Below are 20,761 nucleotides of genomic sequence, written 5' to 3'. Positions count from 1 at the left end.
GGCTTGGATGGTTTGAGTGGGTTCCGCTTGCCTGTTTTAACGGGCGCTTAGAACAGATCGATCTCGCCAAAGCGTTGCGCATTGTCCAGTTGGCCGCCGGCGACCAGCTCTTCGTAACCGCATACCAGGTTGCGGCCATGCGTTTTGGCGTAATACAGCGCTCGGTCCGCCTGTTCCACCAGCTGGCCCGGCAAGAGCTGCGGCAGGATGCGGGTGAAGCCCAGGCTGACGGTCAGGCGGCCCACCTGGGGAAACGAGTATTGCTCGACGCGCTGGCGGAAGCGCTCCAGCGCCACCGCGGCTTCGTTTGGAGGCAAGCCCTGGAAGATGATGGCGAACTCCTCGCCGCCGTAGCGGAACAAGCTGTCGTCTTCGCGAAACGACTGTTGCATCAGTTGCGCCAGCAAGAGCAGCACCTCGTCGCCCACCATGTGGCCGAACTGGTCGTTGACCTGCTTGAAATGGTCGACGTCCAGCAGCGCCAAGGTGCAGGCGTGGTTTTCGCCGGGGGATTGCAATTGCGCCGCCATCAGGTTGAACAGGCGCAAATCGAATTTACGGCGATTGTTCAGCGCGGTGAGCATGTCCCGGTCCGCCTCGAACAGCAGGCGCAGGAAGTTTTCGTGAATCCTGGCCATGGCTTTCAGCATGGCCTTGTTGACCTTTTGCTCCGCCGTCACGTGGATGACCAGCAGGGACACGATGCTGCCCATGCAGCGCAAGGGCAGGCATAGGCCGTGGGGAATGCGGAAAATGCCCTCGTCTCTGTCCAGCGAGTTGAGCAGGTCGTAAAGGAAGATGGGCGGCGGCAGCCAACTGTCGTTGGCGGTTTCCGTAATCTGGGTCTTGCCGTCCACGGAGGAGGCGCTCAGGCGCCGGCGGGTGTAGGGCACGCCGTTGACCCAGCGACAGGCGAACAACTCCACCTTGTCCACCCGCATCACCTCGACCAAGGTGGAGGCCAGGCTGCTTTCCAGCATGTCCTGTTCGCGCTGGGAGGTGAGTTCGACCAGATTGTCGAGAATCCGCTTGCTGTCGTCCTCTTGAGGGGCTTGCGTCATGCCTGGACATCCTTTGCCGGCGATTGAGGGCGGTGGTCGCGTGCGCGGCGCAAGCCGGCCGTGCGAGGCCGGCTGCGCTACGGTGTGAGTATAGGCAATCGCGCGGCGGCCGGCCTCAGTTGCGTCCGGTGCTGCCGAAGCCGCCGTCGCCGCGTTCCGAGCTGTCGAAGTCGTCGACGATATTGAAGCCCACCTGGACGATGGGCACGATGATCATCTGCGCGATGCGTTCCAGCGGCGTCAGCCGGAACGGCTCGTGTCCGCGGTTCCAGACCGATACGAACAACTGCCCCTGGTAGTCGGAGTCGATCAGGCCCACCAGATTGCCCAGCACGATGCCGTGCTTGTGACCCAGGCCGGAGCGCGGCAGCAGCATGGCGGCCAGGTTGGGGTTGGCGATATGGATGGCCATGCCGGTGGGGATCAACTGGGTTTCGCCCGGAGCGATGGTGATGTCCTGCTCGATGGCGGCGCGCAGGTCGAGTCCGGCGGAGCCCGGCGTCGCGTAGTTGGGCAGATTCTGCTTCAGACGCGGATCCAAGATCTTGACGTCGATGACGGGTTTTTTCATGAGAGTCCTTTCTGTCGGCTGCGCGGGGCAGCCGCGGTGTTGATGGCTTATTGCTTGTGCGGCAACAGCTGGGCCAGATGTTCGACAATGGCCTTGGCCACGTCCGGCTTGGGCATGCCGGGCAAGGGGTGGGGGCCGTTCTGGTCCAGCAGCACCACCTGATTGTCGTCGGCGCCCATGGCTTGCTGCGCCAGGTTGGCCACCAGCAGCGGCAGCTTTTTGCGCAGGCGTTTGGCTTCGGCGAACTCCAGCAGGTTCTGACTTTCCGCCGCGAAGCCGACGCAGAACGGAGCGGCGGGCAAGGAGGCGACGGCGGCGAGAATGTCCGGGTTTTCCTCCAGTTCCAGGCTGGGCGGCGCCGCGCCTTTCTTGATCTTGTGGACGGACGGGTTCTTGACCCGGTAATCGGCCACCGCCGCGACGGAAATGAAAATATCGCTGCGTCCCACCTCGGTCATCACCGCGTCGTGCATTTGCCGGGCGCTGGCCGCGTCGATGCGGCGCATGCCCAGCGGGGCCTCCATGCCGGTGGGGCCGGAGATCAGCGTGACTTCGGCGCCGGCGTCGCGGCAGGCGCGCGCCAGCGCGTAGCCCATCTTGCCCGAGCTGATATTGGTGATGCCGCGCACGGCGTCTATGGCCTCGTAACTGGGGCCGGCGGTGAGCAGCACCTTCTTGCCGGCCAGCACCTTGGCCCGGAAAAACCCTTCCAGCAGCTCTGCGATCTCCTCCGGCTCCAGCATGCGGCCCTCGCCGGTTTCGCCGCAGGCCTGGGCGCCGTTGGCCGGTCCGAAGACGGCGACGCCGTCGGCGCGCAGCTGCGCGACATTGCGCTGGTTGGGCGGATTGTCCCACATCTGCCGGTTCATCGCCGGCGCCACGATCAGCGGACAGGCGCGGGCGGCGGCCAGCGTGGACAGCAGATCGTCGCAGGCGCCGTGGGCCAGCTTGAACAGCGTGTTGGCGGTGGCCGGCGCGATCAGGAAAACATCGGCGCGGCGCGACAGGTCGATATGGGCCATTGCGTTGCTGGGGCGCTCGTCCCACAGATCGGTGTACACCGCATGGCCGGACAAGGCCTGGAAGGTGGCGGGAGTCACGAAGCGCGTGGCCGCTTCCGTCATCACCACTTCCACGCTGTGGCCGGCTTTGACGAGAAGGCGGGTCAACTCCGCCGCCTTGTAGGCGGCGACGCCGCCGGTAATGCCTAGCAGAATTTTCTTGCTTGTCATGGACTTGTCGCAACAGGCGGTAAATGTCCAATTTTAGCGGATTTCCACGGACTGGGCGCGCTGGCGGGCATATTGCTTCGATGATATGGTGAGCCATGCCTCATCGCGTTTGGTCTGACCTTGAAAACAGTGCTATAGCCAGAGGAGGAGCGTGCAGATGTCTATCGCCCATTGGCCGGAGGCCGAGCGTCCCCGTGAAAAGCTGTTGGCCCAGGGAGCGGCGGCGTTGTCGGACTCCGAATTGCTCGCCATCTTTCTGCGCACCGGCATGCAAGGCTTGAGCGCGGTGGAGATGGCCAGGCAGTTGATGCTGGACTTCGGTTCGCTGTCCGGCTTGCTCAACGCCAGTTTTGAAGAGTTCCGGGCGCGCAGGGGCCTGGGCGCCGCCAAATACGCGCAGCTGATGGCCTGCAAGGAGTTGGCGCAGCGGGCCTTGGCGGAGAATATGAGTCTGACGGACGCCTTGCGCGATCCGGGGCAGGTGCGCGATTTTCTGAGACTGGCGATTGCGGGCAAGGATGTGGAAGTGTTCGTCGCCGTGTTTTTGACCGTGCAGAATCGAGTGATAGCGGTAGAAGAGTTGTTTCGAGGCACCCTGACCGAAACCCGGGTCTATCCGCGCGAACTGGTGCGGCGGGCCCTGGCCAACAACGCGGCGGGGGTGATCATTGCCCATAACCATCCATCCGGCGTGTGCGAACCATCCGCCGCCGATCATTCTCTAACCAATACATTAAAAGCTGCGCTGCAGTTGGTCGATATAAGGTTGCTGGATCACTTCGTCGTGACCGGCGCGCGGGCGGAATCCTTTGCCGAGCGAGGCTGGTTGTAGGCGTTGAGCCGTTGCGGGGAGCGCTCGCGACGCTTGGAACCGGCGCCGCCTTTGCTGTCTTGTTGGACCTTGTCTCTCACCGCATCATTAGGAGGTCGCCATGAACATCCTGCGTCTGCTGAATGAGTCCGACTATATTCAGGTTAACAATCAGTTCGTGAAGCCGGATTTCCATACGGCTTCCGAAGAGTTTTCCGATGACGACGATGTGGTGCTGGAGGCCAATCTGGATGGTCAGGAGTTGGTGTTGACCGTGGCGGATCTGGAGGAGGCGACGCCGTTGGCCGATGGCGGTTTCTGGTTGGAGGGCGTTGGCTATCTACGCTTTTTGTCGCAGCAAAATCTGCATTGAACCCCTTCTAGGCTTTACGCTCGCAGGCCCGGCGATGTCCGGGCCTGCTGCATTGTGGGGCCTTCCCGCAGCTCCGCTTGATTTGGCTCAAATAGCGACCCGGGCTAAAGCTGTTACAGTGCGGTGTTTATTTGATAGTCATATTCAGGTGGCCGCATGGAACAGATCAAAGTAGGCATGATAGGCGCGGGTGAAACCGGAACGCCGCTGTTGCGGCAGCTGTTGGACGCGCCCTTCGTCGGGATGGTGGGGGTGGCGGACTTGAATCTGGATTCGCCGGGCATTTTGCTGGCCCAGCAGCGCGGCATTTCCGTCACCGATAATTTCATCGAGCTGGCCGAGCAGGGCAGCAGCATCGACATCATCATCGATGTGACCGGCTCGCGCAAAGTGCGCGAGGACTTGCGGCGTTACATGCAGTTTTCCGGCAATACCCATACCGTGATCGTCCATGAACGCGTCGCCCTGCTGATGCTGTCCTTGGGCGCGGGCAAGCTGGTGACGACCCGGCATGACGATTCGCTGGCGTATTGATGGAGAAATCCAGGATTTGACTGGCGGGCAGCTGGTCGAATTTTGAGGACGCTGGGGGGCTTTCGCCCCCCTTTTTTATGGTCTACGTTTCTTCCCTTCCGTTCGATCGGGCAGCCGTTTCATGCTGAGGTGCTATATTTTGATGGCGGCGTCGACGCCGCGCATATTCAGAAGTCCCGGGCAAAGCATCCGGGGCGGCGGTCGTTTCCATTCGATAGGGGTATTCATGCAGACGTCTTTTCAGACGAGGCGCGCCTTGCTGCTCTGCCTCAGCTTCAGCCTGTTCTCCAGTCCTGCCTTGGCCACCTTGGGGCAGCCCTTGCCGGCGGGCCGCGCGGCCGCTGCTCCGCAAGCGCTGGCTTTGAAGGCCGCGCCGCCCGCGGTCTATTCCGTGGCGCAGAGCCGGGATGAGGCCGGCCGCCTCATCCGCGAGTTCGTCCGGCAGACGGACGGCGTTGTGTTCGCGGTGGCGTGGCAGGGCGCGTCGCTGCCGGATATGAGGCAGCTGCTTGGTGATTACTTTCCCAGTTATGTTTCCTCGCAGCAGTCCAATCGGGCCGGTCTGAATCGCTTGGAAGGCCGAGGGCCTGGGCTGACGGTGATCTCCGCCGGGCGCGCGCGCGCTTTCTTCGGCCTGGCCTATGTGCCCGCGCTGGTGCCGGCGGGCCTCGACATCGATCAACTCAAATAATCAGGGCGGGGACGAGATGAAACAGGCTATCTTTGGGCTGGTGTTGAGCTGTGCCTTGTTGTTGACGGCGTGCGGAGGAGGGGGCGGCGGGGTCGGCAGCGTCGCGCCGCCGGACAATGGAGGATCGACGGCCAATTCGGTGACGCTGACGGTAGACAGCGGGCCGGTGGCCAATGTTTATCAGATCAATATGCCCTATGTGTCGGTGACGGTGTGCGCGCCGGGCGGCAGCCAATGCCAGACGATCAGCCGGGTGCTGGTGGATACCGGCTCCAGCGGTTTGCGCCTGTTGGCCAGCGCAGTGAGCGGATCGACGCTGGGCAGCCTGCCCGGCGTGACGTCGAATAGCCGGCAACTGGCGGAGTGCATGCAGTTCGCCAGCGGCTTCACCTGGGGCAGCGTCCGCTACGCCGATGTCAAAATGGCGGGCAAGACGGCGTCCTCCCTGCCCATCCAGATCATCAGCGATCCGGCCTACGGCTTCATCCCGGGCGCGTGCAGCGGGACGGGGAGTAATTTGGGCAGCGTGTCGGTCCTGGGGGCAAACGGCATTCTGGGCGTCGGCCTGCGGCAGCAGGATTGCGGCAGCAACTGCGTCAACTTTAGCAATAACGGCTTTTACTACACCTGCCCCACCGCCTTGACCTGCCAGCAGGCGCCGGCGGCCGCGGCCTTGCAAGTGTCCAATCCCGTGGCGGGTTTCGCCGGCGACAATAACGGGGTGATGCTGCAATTGCCGGCGGTGGCGATCGGCGGCGCGCCCAGCGCCGCCGGAACGCTGTACTTCGGTGTGGGCACGCAGAGCAACAACGCTTTGGGTTCGGCCAAGGCTTTTCCCACTACGCTGGACGGCAATGGCGTGGACGCGATCACGACCAGCTATAAATCGCTCAACTACAGCAGCTTTCTGGATAGCGGTTCCAATGGGCTTTTTTTCGCCGATGCCACGATCGCCACCTGCGTGGTGGGCAGCAGCACCTGGTTCTGCCCCGGCGGCACCGTGAATCTCAACGCCACCTTGAGCGGCGGCGGCAACAGCAGCGCGGTGGGCTTCAATCTGGGCAATGCTGGAACACTGTTGTCGCAAGGTTACTCCGCTCTGCCTGCGGTGGGCGGGCCGGCCAGCGGCTTTCTTAGCAGCTACTTTGACTGGGGCTTGCCCTTTTTTTACGGCCGCAAGGTGTATATCGGCCTGGAAGGGAAGGGCAATCCGTTAGGCAGCGGGCCGATGTTCCTGTTTTGAGAAGGCTTTGCGGGTTTCTTGCAACGCAATATAAAGCGTCCTATATCTGGATAGTCATCTCGATGACTTCTCCTTTGTTGAAATTAGCAATCTGTATGCCCGGCGAGCGCCGGGCTTTTTTTTATTCGCGCCGGCGGGGCCTCCGAGTCTCCGGCTAGAATAGCCGCTTCATGCTTTCTCGAGTTTGCTTATGTCCCGTTTGCTCGCAGTCGATCTGGCGAAATCCTATCGTTTATTGAATCATGGCCCCACGGTGCTGGTGTCCAGCGCGGCCGGGGAGCGCAGCAATGTGATGGCGGCGGCCTGGGCGATGCCGCTGGATTTCGATCCGCCCAAGGTGGCGGTGGTCATCGACAAGGCGACCCATACCCGGGAGTTGATCGAGGCTTCGGGCGAGTTTGTGCTCAATCTGCCTTGCCGCGCCCAGGCCGCCGCGGTGTTGCGGGCCGGCGGCGCCGACGGCAGGCAGGTGGACAAGTTCGCGCATAGCGGCCTGAGCCGGATCCAGGCACAAGAGGTGGCCGCGCCGCGCGTGGACGGCTGCATCGCCTATCTGGAGTGCAAGGTGATCAGCGAGCCGCTGAACCAGCAGCGCTATGATCTTTTCATCGGGGAAGTGGTGGCGGCGGAGGCCGACGCGGAGGTGTTTGCCGACGGTCATTGGCGTTTCGACGACGAGGCCAAGCGCAGCTTGCACTATATCGCCGGCGGCGCTTTTTTCGCGATCGGGGAGGCTTTTGAAGTGGGAAAGTGAGGCGAGGGCGATAAAAAAGCGGCCGTGACGGCCGCTTGGTCTTATGCGCGCGTTGCGCTCAGCGCCATTCCACCAGCGCGTAATTCTTCTTGCCGCGCTTGAGCAGGGTGTAGCGGCCAAACAGGCGTTCGGCGTCGCCGAAGCGCTGCTCCAGGCTGTCGGCCTTGTCGCCGTTGACGCTGACCGCGCCGCTCTGGATGAAGGTGCGCGCCTCGCTCTTGGATTTGGCCAGGCCGCCGGCGGCCAGCGCGTCGATCAGGCTGTCGGCGTCGCGTTCCAGCTGGATGCTGGGCAGGCCGTCTTGCGCCAGTTGGGCGAAGTCGTCGGCGGTGAGGCTGCTCAGATCGTTGTTGAACAGGCTTTGGGTGATGCGCTGCGCCGCCTCCAGGGCGGCCGCGCCGTGCACCATGGTTGTCATCTGCTCGCCCAGGATGCGCTGGGCTTCCGGCTTGCCGTCGCGCGCCTGGTCGGCGGCCTCGAGCGCGGCGATTTCTTCCAGCGACAGGAAGGTGAAGTAGCGCAGGAATTTGTACACGTCGGCGTCGGCGGTGCCCAGCCAGAACTGATAGAAGGCGTAAGGCGAGGTCTTCTTGGCGTCCAGCCAGATGGCGCCGGATTCGGTCTTGCCGAACTTGGTGCCGTCGGACTTGGTCACCAGGGGAACGGTCAGGCCGAAGACCTGTTGCTGTTGCAGGCGGCGGGTGAGGTCGATGCCGGCGGTGATGTTGCCCCACTGGTCGGAGCCGCCGATCTGCAGCTTGCAGCCGAAGCGACGGTTCAGTTCGGAGAAGTCATAGCCTTGCAACAGGCTGTAGGAGAACTCGGTGAAGGAAATGCCCTGGTCTTCGCGGTTGAGGCGCTGCTGCACCGATTCCTTCTTGATCATCGCGTTGACCGAGAAATGCTTGCCGATGTCGCGCAGGAAATCCAGCGTGTTCATTTGGCCGAACCAGTCGTAGTTATTGGCCATCAGCGCGGCGTTGTCGCCTTCGAAGCTGAGGAAGGGTTCGACTTGGCCGCGGATCTTCTCCACCCAGCTCTGGATCACGTCCGGGGTGTTCAGCTTGCGCTCGGCGGCCTTGAAGCTGGGATCGCCTATCATGCCGGTGGCGCCGCCCACCAGCGCCACCGGGCGATGGCCGGCCTGCTGGAAGCGACGCAGCATCAGCACCGGCACCAGGTGGCCCAGGTGCAGGCTGTCGGCGGTGGGATCGAAGCCGCAATAAAGGGTTACCTGCTCCTTGCTCAGAAGTTCTTCCAGCGCAACGGCGTCCGTGGTTTGCGCAATCAGGCCGCGGGCCTGCAGATCCTGAATCAGGGGGGCATGGTTCATTTATCGGGTCTCCAACAACAGGGTGATGCGCGGCAATGGCGGAATGAACGCGCCGCCGCAAAAAGTTAGGCCGCCCGTTGGCGGGCGGCGTAGCCGGACTCGCCAGGCGAGCCCAATCAAGGATATTAACCGAAAACCGGTGGTTTTTGCCCCCTTTTTGTCGGTAGAATCCGGACAAAACCCCATTTGGCTTAGGGTTTGTCCCGCCGGCACGGTATCATCATGTTGCAATGCATTAATTCGGGTGCGCCTGAGCGGGCGAGTTTTGGATTCAAGGAGTGAAAACGCAATGACGCAAATGGTAAAAGTGTGGGATGTTCCCACTCGCTTGTTTCACTGGACGCTGGTGATTCTGTTCGGCTGCATGTGGTACAGCGGCGAGCAGGGCGGCGATTGGCTGCAATACCATATCTGGTTCGGCTCCTGTCTTGCCAGCCTGTTGCTGTTTCGTTTGATCTGGGGCGTGATCGGCAGCCAGACCGCGCGTTTCAGCAACTTCATCAAGGGGCCGCGCAACATTGTCCGCTATCTGCGCGGCGAGCTGAGCGAGAACGAGCAGCCGGGTCACAATCCGCTGGGCGGCTTGATGGTGCTGGCGATGCTGCTGGCCTTGCTGGCCCAGGTGAGCACCGGCCTGTTCGCCGCCGACGTCGACAGCTATCTGTACGACGGCCCGCTGGCCAAGCTGCTGAGCGGCGACATGGCCGAAGCCGCGACCTCGTTTCACAAGAGCTTTTTCAATGTGATTCTGGGCCTGGTCGGTCTGCACTTGCTGGCCATCATCGCTTACCGGGTGTTCAAGAAGAACAATCTGGTCAAGGCGATGATCACCGGCAACAAGGCCATCGCCGGCGATGTGCCGCGTTTGGCGTTCGCGCCTGCCATCATCGCGCTGGTGGCCCTGCTGGTGTCCAGCGGCGGCGTCTATGTGCTGTTGACGCGTTTGTAAGCGGCGGACCGTGGCGTCAGCGGGGCGAAAAGGGCGGGCATCCGCCCTTTTTTCATGGGTGTCGCTTATTTCTCCGGACCGCGGAAAGCGTCGTGACAGGCTTTGCAGCTTTGCGCCACCGCGCCGTAGCTTTTCTTGATGGCGGCGAGCTCGCCGCCGCGGGCGCTCTGTCCCAGATCGGCGACCGATTTCAGGAAAACGTCCTTGTCGGCCTGAAACTTGGCGGGCTGGCTCCAGATTTCCGGTTTGGCGCGGCTCTTGCCGCTGATGCTGTTGGCGGGGAAGTGATTGAAGGGCTCGGCGGCGATCTGTTGCAAGGCGTCGGCCTGACGGATGAAGGCGTCCTTCCGGTACGGATCCCGGCCGCGCACCACCGCGCCCATGGGCTCGAAGGCCAGCAATATTTTCTTGAAGGACTTGGTGCGGGTTTCGGCCGGCGTGTCGGCCAGCGCCAGCGGCGCCGCGACGGCGCCCAACAGCAATACGGTCAGCAGTTTTTTCATTCCGGGGTCTTCGGGGGTGGGGTCTGGCTGGGGGTGGGCAAGCAAACAGCCCGCTGGCGGGCGGGCTGCTGGGGTCGCGACGCGACGGGGCTCAGTCCTTGCGGAAGGCGTCGTGACAGGCCTTACAGGTTTTCTGGGTGGCGCCAAACTGCACCTTGATCGCGCCCAGATCGCCGGCGGCGGCCACTTGCTTCAGTTTGGCGGTGGCGGCCTTGTGGTTGTCGATGGCTTTTTGCCATTCGGCGGGCTTGCTCCAGATTTCCGGCTTGGCGTCGGTCTTGCCGGCGGTGCTGCCGGCCGGGAAGTGCTGCCACGGTTTTTGGGACAGGGCTTCCAGTTCGCCGGCGAGTTTGGCGAACTCGTCTTTGTTGTAAGGGGTTTCACCCTTCACCATCTTGCCCATGCCGCCTACAACCGGCTTGTATTGCTTGAAAACATCCTGGCGCTGCGCGATGGGATCGGCGGCGAAAGCCTGCCCGGCGAATACGGCGGCCACCACGGCCATCATCAGTGTTTTCATGTTATTTCCTTATATGAGCGATGAGGGATAAGCCATAAGCCTATCATGGACATTCTGGAGCACAAAGCTACCACGACCGACGGCCATGATAAACCGATGAATGATTAATCCTTGTGAATTCGATATGTTATACAGTAACATTGCGTCCTGATTAAACAAGCGGGTGTCCTGCATGGACCATCAAGCCTATCTGGCCGCGGCGGAGCGGCATTGCGAACGGCGCGGCAGCAAACTGACCGCATTGCGCCGTCAGGTGCTGGAGCTGGTGCTGCGTTACAGCGGGGTGGTCAAGGCTTACCAGGTTCTGGCGGATTTGCAGCAAGAGCGCGGCGCCGCCGCGCCGCCCACCGTCTACCGCGCGCTGGATTTCCTGGTGGAGCACGGTCTGCTGCACAAGGTGGACGCCTTGAACGGCTTCATCGTCTGCGATCATTTCGAATGCCAGCACGAAGGGCTGATCCTGGTCTGCGGCGATTGCGGCCAGGTGCAGGAGATCGACGCCGCGCCGGCCTTGAGCGCGCTGCGCCAGGCCGCGCAAGCGGTGGCTTTTTCCCTGTGTCCGCAAAACCTGGTGCTGACCGGCCGTTGCCAGTCTTGCCGCGCCTGAATCCAAGAATTCCCTGATCCATGAAAAAAACCATAGTCAATTTGTTCACCGGCTTTCTCGGGGTGGGCAAGACCACGGCGTTGCGCCATTTGATCGATCGTCGTCCCGCGCATGAAAAGTGGGCGATCATCGTCAACGAGTTCGGCGAGGTCGGCATCGACGGCGCGGCGCTGAGCCAGGACGAGCTGGCGGTGGCGGAAATCGCCGGCGGCTGCCTGTGCTGCGTGGCCGGACCGCAGATGACCGCCACGGTGGCGACCTTGCTGCGCCGCGAACGCCCGGACCGTCTGCTGATCGAGGCCAGCGGCCTGGCGCACGCGGCCGGCGTCATCGACGAGCTGCGCGCCAAGCCCTTGGGCGAGGCGCTGGAGGTGGGCGCGGTGCTCACCCTGGTGGACCCGCGCCAGTTCATTCAGCCGGACTATCATCGCCAGCCGCTGTACCGCGACCAGATTTCCATCGCCGACGTGCTGGTGGCCAACAAGATAGACACCGCCGACGTGCCGACGATGGAGGCTTTCCGTCGGCAGGCGGCGGCCTTGTTCCCGCCCAAGTCCTTGGTGGGCGAGGTGCGCAACGGCGAGCTGGATCCGGCCTGGCTGGACGCCGCCGCCGCGCCCAAGCCGCGTTACCGGCCGGCGGTGCCGGACGACGCCGCCGCGCAATGGCGTTCCATGGGCTGGACTTTCGAGCCGGAGCAGGCTTTCGACGGCGAGCGGCTGACCCGTTTCTTCGATGAGCTGCCCGCCTTGGTGCCGGGCCTGGTGCGCGCCAAGGGCGTGTTCAAAGTGCTGGACAGCTGGGTGTGGCTGAACTGGGCGGCCGGACAGTGGGGCGCGGCTCAGGTGTCCTGGAGACGCGATAGCCGCTTCGAACTGATCGCGGAGGATTTCGACGCCGCCGCGATCGAGAACACCTTGCGGAGGTGCTTCGAATGACGCCCAAACATCAACACACACACGCGCACCGGCACCTGACGCCGGACAATTTCAAGGCGCCGTTCAGCCTGCTGGCGCTGTCGGCCTGGCAGCGGCTGGGCCTGGCCGGCGCCGCGCTGGCGGTGCTCTGGTTCTTGGTGATCTGGGCTTTGCGGGAGGCGGCATGAGCGTCAGCCTGCAGAACCTGACGGTTTCCTATCAGCGCCATCCGGCGGTGCACCATGTCAGCGGTTGTTTCGCCGCCGGCGACGCCACCGCCATCTTCGGCCCCAACGGCGCCGGCAAGAGCACCTTGCTCAAGGCCATGATAGGCGCGTTGAAGCCGGACTCCGGCTCGGTGCAATTGGGCGGCTTCCGGCGGCGGGATATCGCCTATCTGCCGCAGCAATCGGAGATCGACCGCTCCTTGCCGGTCAGCGTGCTGGACCTGGTGTGCACCGGGCTGTGGCACGACACCGGCGTGTTCGGCGGCGTCAGCCGCCGCGGCCGCGACCAGGCCTTGCTGGCCTTGGAGCAGGTGGGGCTGGCCGACTTCGCGCTGAGGCCGATCTCGGCGCTGTCCAGCGGCCAGTTCCAGCGCGTGCTGTTCGCCCGCATCCTGGTGCAGGACGCGCGGCTGATCCTGTTGGACGAACCGTTCAACGCGGTGGACGCCAAGACCACTTACGATCTGTTGGAGCTGGTGCGCCATTGGCGCGAGGAAGGCCGCACCGTGGTGGCGGTATTGCATGATTATGAGCAGGTGCGCGCGTATTTCCCGCATACCTTGTTATTGGCGCGCGAAGTGGTGGCCTGGGGCGATACCGCCGAGGTGCTGTGCGACGCCAATCTGAAACGCGCGGTGGACACCGCCGCGCATTGGCAATCCCAGGCCGCGGTCTGCGAAGTGGATGGAGCGCAAGCCTGATGCTGCACTTATACGATTTACTGGTGGCGCCGTTCGCCGAATTCGCCTTCATGCGCCGGGCGCTGGTGGGCTGCCTGGCCCTGGCCTTGGGCAGCGGCCCCATCGGCCTGTTCCTGGTGATGCGGCGCATGAGCCTGATGGGCGACGCAATGAGCCACGCGGTGCTGCCCGGCGCCGCGGTGGGTTTCATGATGGCCGGTCTCAGTCTGCCGGCGATGAGCTTGGGCGGTTTCTTCGCCGGCGTGCTGGTGGCCTTGCTCGCCGGCCTGGCCACGCGTTTCACCAGTATCAAGGAGGACGCCAGCTTCGCCGCCTTCTACCTGCTGTCTTTGTCCATCGGCGTCTTGCTGGTGTCGCGCGGCGGCAGCAATGTGGACTTGATGCACATCCTGTTCGGCTCGGTGCTGGCGGTGGACGACGCGGCGCTGTACCTGGTGGCCGGCGTCGCTTCCTTCACCCTGTTGGCGCTGGCTTTGATCTACCGCCCCTTGCTGCTGGAAAGCCTGGACCCGGTCTATCTGCGCGCCGTGGGCGCGCGCGGCGGCCTGTGGCACATGCTGTTCCTGATGCTGGTGGTGCTGAACCTGGTGGCCGGTTTCCAGGCGCTGGGCACCCTGATGGCGGTGGGCCTGATGATGTTGCCGGCGATCACCGCCCGCTTGTGGACCGAGCGCATCGAGGCCCTGCTCGGGCTGTCGGTGGCCATTGCCTTCCTGGCCGGCCTGGGCGGCCTCTTGCTGTCCTATCACTTCGAACTGCCTTCCGGGCCGGCCATCATTCTGCTGGCGGGCCTGGTCTATCTGCTGTCGCTGCTGTTGGCGCCGGTGGGCGGGGCTTTGCCGCGCTACATCCGCGCCCGGCATCTGGAATCCTGAACCCTTGATAAGGAAGTCGCCGATGAAGAAATCAATCATGGCCCTGTTGTTGCTGGGCCTGCCCTTGTCCGCCTGGGCCAAGCTGCCGGTGGTCGCCAGCTTCAGCATCGTCGCCGATATGACGCGCGAGATCGGAGGCGATCGCGTCGAAGTCTCCTCGCTGGTGGGACCGGATCAGGACGCCCACGTGTTCCAGCCGTCGCCGGCCGACGTCAAGAAAGTGGCCGCCGCCAAGCTGCTGGTCACCAATGGCCTGGGCATGGAAGGCTGGATGGTGCGGCTGAGCAAGGCCGCTCATTTCAAGGGCGTGCAAGTGGAGGCGGGCAAGGGCATCAAGACCCGCGAAGCGGAAGACGAGGATCACCACGGGCACGACCACGGCCATGCCGGGCATGACCACGGGGCCGTCGATCCGCACGCCTGGCACGACCCCAAGCGCGTGCTGACCTATATCCGCAACATCGAGGCCGGCCTGAGCCAGGCGGACCCGGCCGGCAAGCCGGAGTACGCCCGCCGCGCCGCCGACTACGCGGCCAAGGTGAAGGAGATGGACGCCTGGGCGGCCAAGGCCTTCGCCGCCGTGCCCGCGGCCAAGCGCAAGATGCTGACCTCGCACGACGCCTTCGCTTATCTGGGCGAGCGTTACCAGCTGCAAGTGCTGGCTATCCAGGGCGTCAGCACCGAGTCCGAGGCGTCGGCCAAGGCGGTGGCGCGGCTGGTGCGCCAAGTGCGGCAGGAAAAAGTGGCGGCGGTATTCATGGAGAACATGACCGACAAGCGTCTGTTGGAGCAGCTGGCGCGCGAGGCCAAGGTGGCGATAGGCGGCAAGTTGTACGCCGACGCGCTGTCCGGCCCGTCCGGTCCGGCGCCCAGCTATTTGGCGATGTTCCGTTACAATGTGGACACCATTTTGAAATCGTTCAAATAAGCGTCCGCAGCAACTGCCAGGCGCCGATGCCCGCAACGACCAGTCCCGCCGTCAGGCGGACTGGTCGTTGTTGCATCCAGCGGCGCAGGCTGTCGGCGAAAGCGCCCATCAGCAGGAGATTGGGCAAGGTGCCGAGCCCGAAGGCGAGCATGGCCAGCGCGCCGCCGGACGCGCTGCCGGTGGCCAGCGCCGACAGCGAGGCGCTGTAAACCAGGCCACAGGGCAGCCAGCCCCAGACCATGCCGGCCAGCAGCGCGGCTTGCGGCGAGCGGACCGGCAGCAGGGGGCCCAGCAGCGGTTGCAAGCGCCGCCAGATCGGCGCGCCCAGCCGTTCGATCAGATTGACCGCGCCGGACAGGCCGGCCAGGTACAGGCCCATGGCCACCAGCATCAGGTTGGCCAACAGCGCCAGCGCCAGTTGCAGGCCGCGGATGTCCAGCAGAGCGAGGCCGGTGGCGGCCAGGCCGCCCAGCAGCGCGCCTATCAGCGCGTAGCTGCCGACGCGTCCCAGATTGTAGGCCAGCATGATGCGCCAGCGGCTGGTCTCGGGGGGCAGATTCAGCGTCAGCGCGGCGACGATGCCGCCGCACATGCCCATGCAGTGGCCGCCGCCCAGCAAGCCCGCCAGAAACAATATCCACCCGCTCGTTTCAATCATGCCGCAACCTGTCTCAGAAAGCTCTATGGTAACAGAGTGGCGGCTCGCGCTTGCGCGCGCGGCGGTCATATTTGCTTTTGGCATTTATTGCCTTTATCAAAATTTTACTTGGCATCTCCTTAAAGAAAGTTATAAAAAAAATGATGGTCTAGCTGGCCGACTACTGGTCAAAAGGTCAGTTTGCAATGAGAATGCTGCTTTGGCTTCGGACCTATGCGCAATGGGTCCCCCGCTGAGGATCCAGGCGCTCGACCTGGTCAAAACATATGCATTAGCGATGTAATCCATGGGGATAGAGTGAGGAAAATATGGCCAAGTATCTGACACTTGAGCGGCTGGGCCAGTCAGCGATCGTGACTCTCAAAAACGCGCCGGCGAATTTGCTGACCACGGAGAGCCTGAATGAGCTGGCTACGACGATGCGGTCGCTGGATGCGGATCCGGCTGTGCGTTCGGTGGTGTTGACCGGGGCGGGCGACGCGTTTTTTTCCGCCGGCGCCGATTTGAAGCAATTCGCGTCCGGCGACGCGGCCGAGGCGGACAAGGTGTTCGACGCCTTCGCCGGCGCTTTGCGCAGTTTGCAGCAGTACCGCGGCGTCACGGTGGCCGCGATCAACGGCTACGCCCTGGGCGGCGGTCTGGAATTGGCGTTGGGCTGTGATTACATGGTGGCCGAGCGCGGCGCCAAGCTCGGGCTGCCGGAAGCCAAGGTGGGCATCATCCCGGCGGCGGGCGGCACCAAGACGCTGGCGGACAAGGTGGGCGTTTCCTGGGCCAAGCGCATTATTCTGGGCGGCGAAGTGGTGACGGCGGAGAAGGCCCTGACCATCGGGCTGATCGAGGAAGTGGTGGACCAGGGCTTCGCCAAGATCGTGGCGATCAGCCTGGCCAACAAAGTGGCGAACCAGGCGCCGGGCGCGGTGGCCGCCGCGCGTCGGCTGATCGAGGAGAGCGGCAATCTGACGCTGGCTCAGCATCTGGAGCGCGAGCGCGCCGCGGTGCGCCAGCTGATGGGCAGCGCGGAGCAGATCGAGGGCGTCAGCGCCTTCATCGCCAAGCGCAGCCCCAGCTGGGTCGAGTCCGGCGATGATTGAACGGTCCGCGCCCCATGCAAAACCGCCTGCCGCCGTTTCGGCCGCAGGCGGTTTGTTTTGATGCCCGCATCTGTTCCGCCGGCCGGTCAGCGCAGTTGGCGCAACAGGAAGGCGTATTCCATGGCCGCGATATCGGCTTCCTGCTGATGGTTGGCGGCGGCGCCGTGCCCGCCCTCGGTGCGCTCGAAATACTGCACCGGGGCGCCCATCGCCTGCATGGCCGCGAACATTTTGCGGGCGTGGCCGGGATGAACCCTGTCGTCCAGCGTCGAGGTCATGAACAGGGTGGCCGGGTAACGCGCGTCCGCTTTCAGGTTCTGATAGGGCGAGTACCGGCGGATATAAGCCCAGTCTTCCGGTAAATCGGGGTTGCCGTACTCGTCCATCCAGCTGGCGCCGGCCAATAAGCGGTTGAAGCGGCGCATATCCAGCAGCGGCACCTGGCAGACCACGGCGTTGAACAGCTCCGGACGCTGGGTCAGCATCACCCCCATCAACAGGCCGCCGTTGCTGCCGCCCTTGATGCCCAGATGACGGGCGTCGGCCACGCCGCGTTTGGCCAGATCTTCCGCGATGGCGGCGAAGTCGTCGTAGGCGTTCTGGCGCAGCTGTTTGCGCGCCGCCTCATGCCAGGCCGGACCGTACTCGCCGCCGCCGCGGATATTGGCCAGCGCGTAGACGCCGCCGCGTTCCAGCCAGGCCTTGCCCAGCGCGCCGTTGTAGCGCGGGGTCAGCGACACTTCGAAGCCGCCGTAACCGTACAAGAGCGTGGGGTTGGAGCCGTCCAGCTTGATGTCTTTGCGGCTGACCAGGAAATAGGGCACGCGGGTGCCGTCGCGAGAGGCGGCGAACCACTGTTGGATGCGGTAGGGGCCGGCGTCGAAAAAGCCGGGCTGCTGTTTCAGCGTCCGGCGCTCATCGCTGCCGGTCTCGGCCAGGGCCAGCGTCGGCGGCGTCAGAAAATCGGTGAAGCTGTAGAAGTAGCGGTTGTCGCGGTCGGGATCGACCGCGCGCACGCTGATGCTGCCGAAGCTGGGCGTGGCCACCGGGCGCGACCGCCATTGGCCGTCCACGACCTTCCATTCCATTAAGCGACTGCCGACATTGTCCAGCATGGTCAGCAGCAAGCTGTCGCGAGTGGACGTCTGCTCCGCCAGCGAGACGGCGGCGCTGGGCTCGAACAGAGGGCTGAAGCCGCGTTCGCCGGCCAGGTAGGCGTCGGCCTTGATGGCTAGCAAGGAGCCGCCGCGCCAGGTCTTGCCGCCAGCGGTCCAGTCTTGCTTGGGCGTCAACAGCAGCCAGTCGCCGAAGAAATCGACGCCGACATGGTCGGGCTTGTCCAGCTTGCGCCATTTTCCATCCACCAGCAGCCGCGCCTCGGTGCTGAAGAAAGTGGGCGCGCGCGTGATCAGGTCGTAGCGGCGGCCTTGGGCGTCTATCCTGGCCGCGTGCACGGCGACGTCGGCCTGCTGGCCTTCGAACACGGTTTGCGCTTCGGCCAGCGGCTGGCCGCGGCGCCAGGTCTTGACGATGCGGGGATAGCCGGAGTCGGTCAGCGACCCGGGGCCGAAGTCGCTCATCACATAAAGGGTGTCGCGGTCCTGCCAGCTGACTTCGCTCTTGGCTTCGGGCAGTTGGAAGCCGTCCTTGACGAAGGCCTTGGCGGCCGGGTCGAATTCACGCACCACCGCGGCGTCGCCGCCGCCGCGGCTTAAGCGCAGCAGACAGCGTTCCTGATCGGGGCGCAGGCAGTCGGCCCCTTGCCACACCCAGTTTTCCCCCTCGTCCTTGGCCAAGCGGTCCAGGTCCAGCACGGTTTCCCATTGCGGCGCGGCCTTGCGGTATTCGTCCAGCGTGGCGCGTCGCCACAGCCCGCGCGGGTGGTCTTTGTCGCGCCAGAAGTTGTAGTAGAGCCCGCCTATCTTCTCCACGGAGGGGATGCGGTCGTTGGAGTCCAGGATGGTCAGCAGTTCGCGGCGCAGCGCCGGGTAGTCGGTTTGCCGGCCGAGGTCCTGGCGCGTGTTTTCGTTTTGCCGGCCGACCCAGGCCAGCGCTTCCTTGCCTTGAATCTCCTCCAGCCATAGATACGGGTCTTGCGCGGCGTTCGCCGCGGCGCAGAGCGCGAGCAGGGCGAAGGACAGTGGGGTGCCTAAGGTTTTCATCCGGACGGGTTTCCCTTAATTCAGCCAATGGCTGTAGACAGTGGATTTGTTTTAATGTGTCCGAATACTGTAACGTCCGAGAATTTGTTTGTCATCAAGCGCCGCGCGAGCGGAGAAGACGAACGGCGGCCATGTCCAGACGTGGCCGCCGTTGGCGGGGAGGGCGAGGGGCGGGGCCTTGGCAGCCGTTCACGGTAGGCTGCGCGGCCTAGGGCGCGACTCGGTGCGTGCCGCATTCGGAATGCTCATGCGTCCCATGAGCAAGGCCGCTTTTTCAGCGCTTGCTTTCAGCAGGTCGCGCCCCTGCGCGCGGCTTTGAACAGGCGCTTAGCAGCCGTCCAGCCCGCACATCGGCGGCAGCTCGGCCGAGCCTGAGAGGGTGGCGGCGCCGAGTTGCGCCAGGTGCTGGCTGAACATGTCCGGCTTGCCCAGATAGGAGCCCAGATCCAGGGCTTGGAAGCGGCCGTCCACTTCCAGCGCCGCGGACGGGAAGCCGCGCAAGCCCAGGCGGGTCATCAGCCGGCGGCTGTGGTCTATATGCTCGACGCTGCGCGCCAGACCGCCGGCGTAGGCGTCGGCGAAGCGGTCGGCGGGCACGCCCAATTCGGCCGCTAGCCGGGCGAGCACCGCGACGTCGGCGATCTCAAGCCCGTGCAGGTAATGAGCGGCTTGCACGCGGGCCAGCATGGTCTGCGGCGCAATGCCCAGTTCCGGCGCGGCCAGGACGGCGGCGATGGGCGGCGTCGAGTCCAAACGCGCCTCGCTGCGCAGCAAGCCGTCGAAGTAGGCGTCGCCGAAGGGCTGGCCGCTGAGGGCGGCGATGCGGTGATCGTGCGGCATCACGTAGCCGCGCCACTCCAGGTTCACGCGGCGGTTGTGCGGCGCGCTGAGCATGCCGCCGCCGTGCAGCGCCAGTTCGACTTCCGGCCGCGCCGCGGCCGCCAGCAGCAGCGGCGAAGCGCCGTAGCACCAGCCGCACAGCGGATCGTAAAAGTAGTGCAGCCGGATCGTGGAGGCGCTTACCATTTCATCTCGCCCTTATTGACCTTGGCGCCGATCTCCAGCGACATGTCTTCGCCCGCTTGCGGGAAGGCTTGCTTCATCGCCTGGATCAACTGGGCGCTATTGGCCGATTTGGCCAGATTCAGTTCGAACTGCTGCAAGTACCGGCGGGTGAAGCGCACGGCGCTCAGATCGGTTTTGTCGCCTGCCTGCATGTGGCCGGGGACTACGATTTCCGGTTGCAGCGCTTCCATTTCGTCCAGCTGCTTGATCCAGGCCAGGCGTTCGGCCGGGCTCTGGGTGTCCGCGGTCCAGACGTGCATGCTGGGCGCGGTGACGCCGACATTGCCGACAATCGCGCGCAGGGACGGAATCCACACATAGCCGCGATGCGCCAGCACGCCGCGCGCGCCCTTGATTTCCAGCGCCTTGCCTTCCAGTTCCAGACGTTCGCCTTTCAGCGCTTCGGGCAGCAGCGGCGCGCTGGGCGCGTTGACGCCCATTTGCGGGCCCCAGTAAGCGAGCTTGCCCTGGATATTGGCCTTGATCTTGGCCAGGGTCGGGCCGTTGCTGAGCACTTGGGCCTGCGGGAAGATCTTCTTCAGTTCGGCGGCGCCGAAGTAGTAGTCGGGATCGGCCTGGCTGATATAGATGGTTTTCAGTTGCTTGCCGCTGTCCAGCACCTTGGCGGCGATGCGGTGGGCGTCGGCGCGGGTGAAGCCGGTGTCGATCAGGATGGCGTCTTTCTCGCCGCTGACCAGGACCGAGCTGACATTGAAGCTATTGCCGTCGGCGTTGTAGATGGACAGTTTCAGCGGTGCGGCGACGGCGGCCGTTGCCGCCAGGGTCAGGGCGCCGGCGATCAGGGTTTGGCGGAACATCGATTCATTCTCCATATGGCCCGGCTTCTATCGCCGGCGGTGAGTAGGCTGGATTTCGACGCTCACTATAAAACGCGCGCTTAATGGGAATAAACCATCTAAATCGCAATAAATTGTTGCTTGTTTCGATCTAA

Annotated in this window: 24 protein-coding genes; 14 read left to right on the top strand and 10 right to left on the bottom strand. The window is 64.0% G+C overall.

What is annotated here, in order from left to right:
• Positions 1-47 precede the first annotated feature (47 nt).
• The 3 genes from NK214_RS06865 to coaBC all read right to left on the bottom strand — a co-directional run bounded on the left by NK214_RS06865 (position 48) and on the right by coaBC (position 2,864).
• Positions 48-1,061 carry a GGDEF domain-containing protein gene (locus tag NK214_RS06865; protein WP_227104347.1) on the bottom strand — a complete coding sequence of 338 codons (1,014 nt, stop codon included), beginning with the start codon at positions 1,059-1,061 and terminating at the stop codon, positions 48-50.
• Between the two features lie 115 nt (positions 1,062-1,176).
• On the bottom strand, positions 1,177-1,632 hold the full coding sequence (gene dut, locus NK214_RS06860) for a dUTP diphosphatase (RefSeq protein ID WP_107798593.1): 456 nt from the start codon (positions 1,630-1,632) through the stop codon (positions 1,177-1,179).
• Positions 1,633-1,679: 47 nt separating this feature from the next.
• Complete coding sequence (gene coaBC, locus NK214_RS06855) at positions 1,680-2,864, bottom strand: bifunctional phosphopantothenoylcysteine decarboxylase/phosphopantothenate--cysteine ligase CoaBC (RefSeq protein WP_227104345.1); 1,185 nt, start codon at positions 2,862-2,864, stop codon at positions 1,680-1,682.
• A gap of 157 nt (positions 2,865-3,021) precedes the next feature.
• Between coaBC and radC the strand changes: the two genes are divergently transcribed.
• From radC to NK214_RS06825, 6 genes are all read left to right on the top strand, one after another.
• Entirely contained in the window at positions 3,022-3,696 is a 675-nt protein-coding gene (radC, locus tag NK214_RS06850; protein ID WP_107798595.1) for a DNA repair protein RadC, read from the top strand.
• Positions 3,697-3,796: 100 nt separating this feature from the next.
• Positions 3,797-4,048 (top strand): hypothetical protein, encoded by a 252-nt coding sequence (locus NK214_RS06845; protein WP_019101157.1) that lies wholly within the window; start codon positions 3,797-3,799, stop codon positions 4,046-4,048.
• 156 nt (positions 4,049-4,204) lie between these two features.
• Positions 4,205-4,582 (top strand): oxidoreductase, encoded by a 378-nt coding sequence (locus NK214_RS06840; RefSeq protein ID WP_019101158.1) that lies wholly within the window; start codon positions 4,205-4,207, stop codon positions 4,580-4,582.
• A gap of 226 nt (positions 4,583-4,808) precedes the next feature.
• Positions 4,809-5,273, top strand: a complete 465-nt coding sequence (locus NK214_RS06835; protein ID WP_253314082.1) for a DUF2844 domain-containing protein — start codon at positions 4,809-4,811, stop codon at positions 5,271-5,273.
• Between the two features lie 16 nt (positions 5,274-5,289).
• The gene (locus tag NK214_RS06830) at positions 5,290-6,516 is read left to right on the top strand and encodes a DUF3443 domain-containing protein (RefSeq protein WP_253314081.1); all 1,227 of its coding nucleotides are present in this window, start codon (positions 5,290-5,292) and stop codon (positions 6,514-6,516) included.
• 190 nt (positions 6,517-6,706) lie between these two features.
• Positions 6,707-7,270 carry a flavin reductase family protein gene (locus tag NK214_RS06825; RefSeq protein ID WP_253314080.1) on the top strand — a complete coding sequence of 188 codons (564 nt, stop codon included), beginning with the start codon at positions 6,707-6,709 and terminating at the stop codon, positions 7,268-7,270.
• A 58-nt stretch (positions 7,271-7,328) separates the two neighbouring features.
• Here NK214_RS06825 and tyrS read toward each other — a convergent pair whose 3' ends face one another.
• Complete coding sequence (tyrS, locus tag NK214_RS06820) at positions 7,329-8,603, bottom strand: tyrosine--tRNA ligase (protein WP_107798599.1); 1,275 nt, start codon at positions 8,601-8,603, stop codon at positions 7,329-7,331.
• Between the two features lie 289 nt (positions 8,604-8,892).
• Between tyrS and NK214_RS06815 the strand changes: the two genes are divergently transcribed.
• Positions 8,893-9,552 carry a cytochrome b/b6 domain-containing protein gene (locus tag NK214_RS06815; protein ID WP_235087392.1) on the top strand — a complete coding sequence of 220 codons (660 nt, stop codon included), beginning with the start codon at positions 8,893-8,895 and terminating at the stop codon, positions 9,550-9,552.
• A gap of 65 nt (positions 9,553-9,617) precedes the next feature.
• Here NK214_RS06815 and NK214_RS06810 read toward each other — a convergent pair whose 3' ends face one another.
• A complete protein-coding gene (locus NK214_RS06810; protein ID WP_235087393.1) occupies positions 9,618-10,055 on the bottom strand; it encodes a cytochrome c in 438 nt (145 codons plus the stop codon).
• Between the two features lie 91 nt (positions 10,056-10,146).
• Complete coding sequence (locus NK214_RS06805; RefSeq protein WP_107798602.1) at positions 10,147-10,575, bottom strand: cytochrome c; 429 nt, start codon at positions 10,573-10,575, stop codon at positions 10,147-10,149.
• Between the two features lie 172 nt (positions 10,576-10,747).
• Between NK214_RS06805 and NK214_RS06800 the strand changes: the two genes are divergently transcribed.
• The 6 genes from NK214_RS06800 to NK214_RS06775 are packed head-to-tail and all read left to right on the top strand — an operon-like array spanning position 10,748 to position 14,830.
• Entirely contained in the window at positions 10,748-11,182 is a 435-nt protein-coding gene (locus tag NK214_RS06800) for a Fur family transcriptional regulator (RefSeq protein ID WP_235087396.1), read from the top strand.
• A 20-nt stretch (positions 11,183-11,202) separates the two neighbouring features.
• Complete coding sequence (locus NK214_RS06795; RefSeq protein WP_235087398.1) at positions 11,203-12,120, top strand: GTP-binding protein; 918 nt, start codon at positions 11,203-11,205, stop codon at positions 12,118-12,120.
• On the top strand, positions 12,117-12,287 hold the full coding sequence (locus NK214_RS06790; protein ID WP_227104334.1) for a hypothetical protein: 171 nt from the start codon (positions 12,117-12,119) through the stop codon (positions 12,285-12,287). Before NK214_RS06795 ends, NK214_RS06790 begins: the two co-directional genes overlap by 4 nt.
• Positions 12,284-13,027, top strand: coding sequence for a metal ABC transporter ATP-binding protein (locus NK214_RS06785; protein WP_227104332.1), 744 nt, complete (start codon positions 12,284-12,286; stop codon positions 13,025-13,027). The genes NK214_RS06790 and NK214_RS06785 overlap by 4 nt, the downstream gene beginning before the upstream one ends.
• A 2-nt stretch (positions 13,028-13,029) precedes the next feature.
• On the top strand, positions 13,030-13,902 hold the full coding sequence (locus NK214_RS06780; RefSeq protein WP_199225997.1) for a metal ABC transporter permease: 873 nt from the start codon (positions 13,030-13,032) through the stop codon (positions 13,900-13,902).
• A 22-nt stretch (positions 13,903-13,924) separates the two neighbouring features.
• A complete protein-coding gene (locus tag NK214_RS06775) occupies positions 13,925-14,830 on the top strand; it encodes a metal ABC transporter solute-binding protein, Zn/Mn family (RefSeq protein WP_107798606.1) in 906 nt (301 codons plus the stop codon).
• Here the strand turns inward: NK214_RS06775 and NK214_RS06770 are convergent.
• On the bottom strand, positions 14,823-15,488 hold the full coding sequence (locus tag NK214_RS06770) for a sulfite exporter TauE/SafE family protein (protein ID WP_107798607.1): 666 nt from the start codon (positions 15,486-15,488) through the stop codon (positions 14,823-14,825). The genes NK214_RS06775 and NK214_RS06770 overlap by 8 nt on opposite strands.
• 308 nt (positions 15,489-15,796) lie before the next feature.
• On the opposite strand from NK214_RS06770, the gene NK214_RS06765 reads away from it, so the two are divergent.
• Positions 15,797-16,582, top strand: coding sequence for an enoyl-CoA hydratase (locus NK214_RS06765; protein WP_107798608.1), 786 nt, complete (start codon positions 15,797-15,799; stop codon positions 16,580-16,582).
• Positions 16,583-16,668: 86 nt separating this feature from the next.
• Here the strand turns inward: NK214_RS06765 and NK214_RS06760 are convergent, their stop codons facing one another.
• From NK214_RS06760 to NK214_RS06750, 3 genes are all read right to left on the bottom strand, one after another.
• Complete coding sequence (locus tag NK214_RS06760; protein WP_227104328.1) at positions 16,669-18,744, bottom strand: prolyl oligopeptidase family protein; 2,076 nt, start codon at positions 18,742-18,744, stop codon at positions 16,669-16,671.
• A gap of 327 nt (positions 18,745-19,071) precedes the next feature.
• Positions 19,072-19,770, bottom strand: coding sequence for a DsbA family protein (locus NK214_RS06755; RefSeq protein WP_253314079.1), 699 nt, complete (start codon positions 19,768-19,770; stop codon positions 19,072-19,074).
• Positions 19,764-20,627 carry an MBL fold metallo-hydrolase gene (locus NK214_RS06750; protein WP_253314078.1) on the bottom strand — a complete coding sequence of 288 codons (864 nt, stop codon included), beginning with the start codon at positions 20,625-20,627 and terminating at the stop codon, positions 19,764-19,766. The genes NK214_RS06755 and NK214_RS06750 overlap by 7 nt, the downstream gene beginning before the upstream one ends.
• Positions 20,628-20,761 lie beyond the last annotated feature (134 nt).

The sequence above is a fragment of the Chromobacterium sp. S0633 genome (assembly GCF_024158805.1).
Classification (GTDB): domain Bacteria; phylum Pseudomonadota; class Gammaproteobacteria; order Burkholderiales; family Chromobacteriaceae; genus Chromobacterium.
The sequence above is the reverse complement of the archived record's forward strand: the minus strand, read 5'-3'. Positions and strand labels throughout refer to the sequence as shown.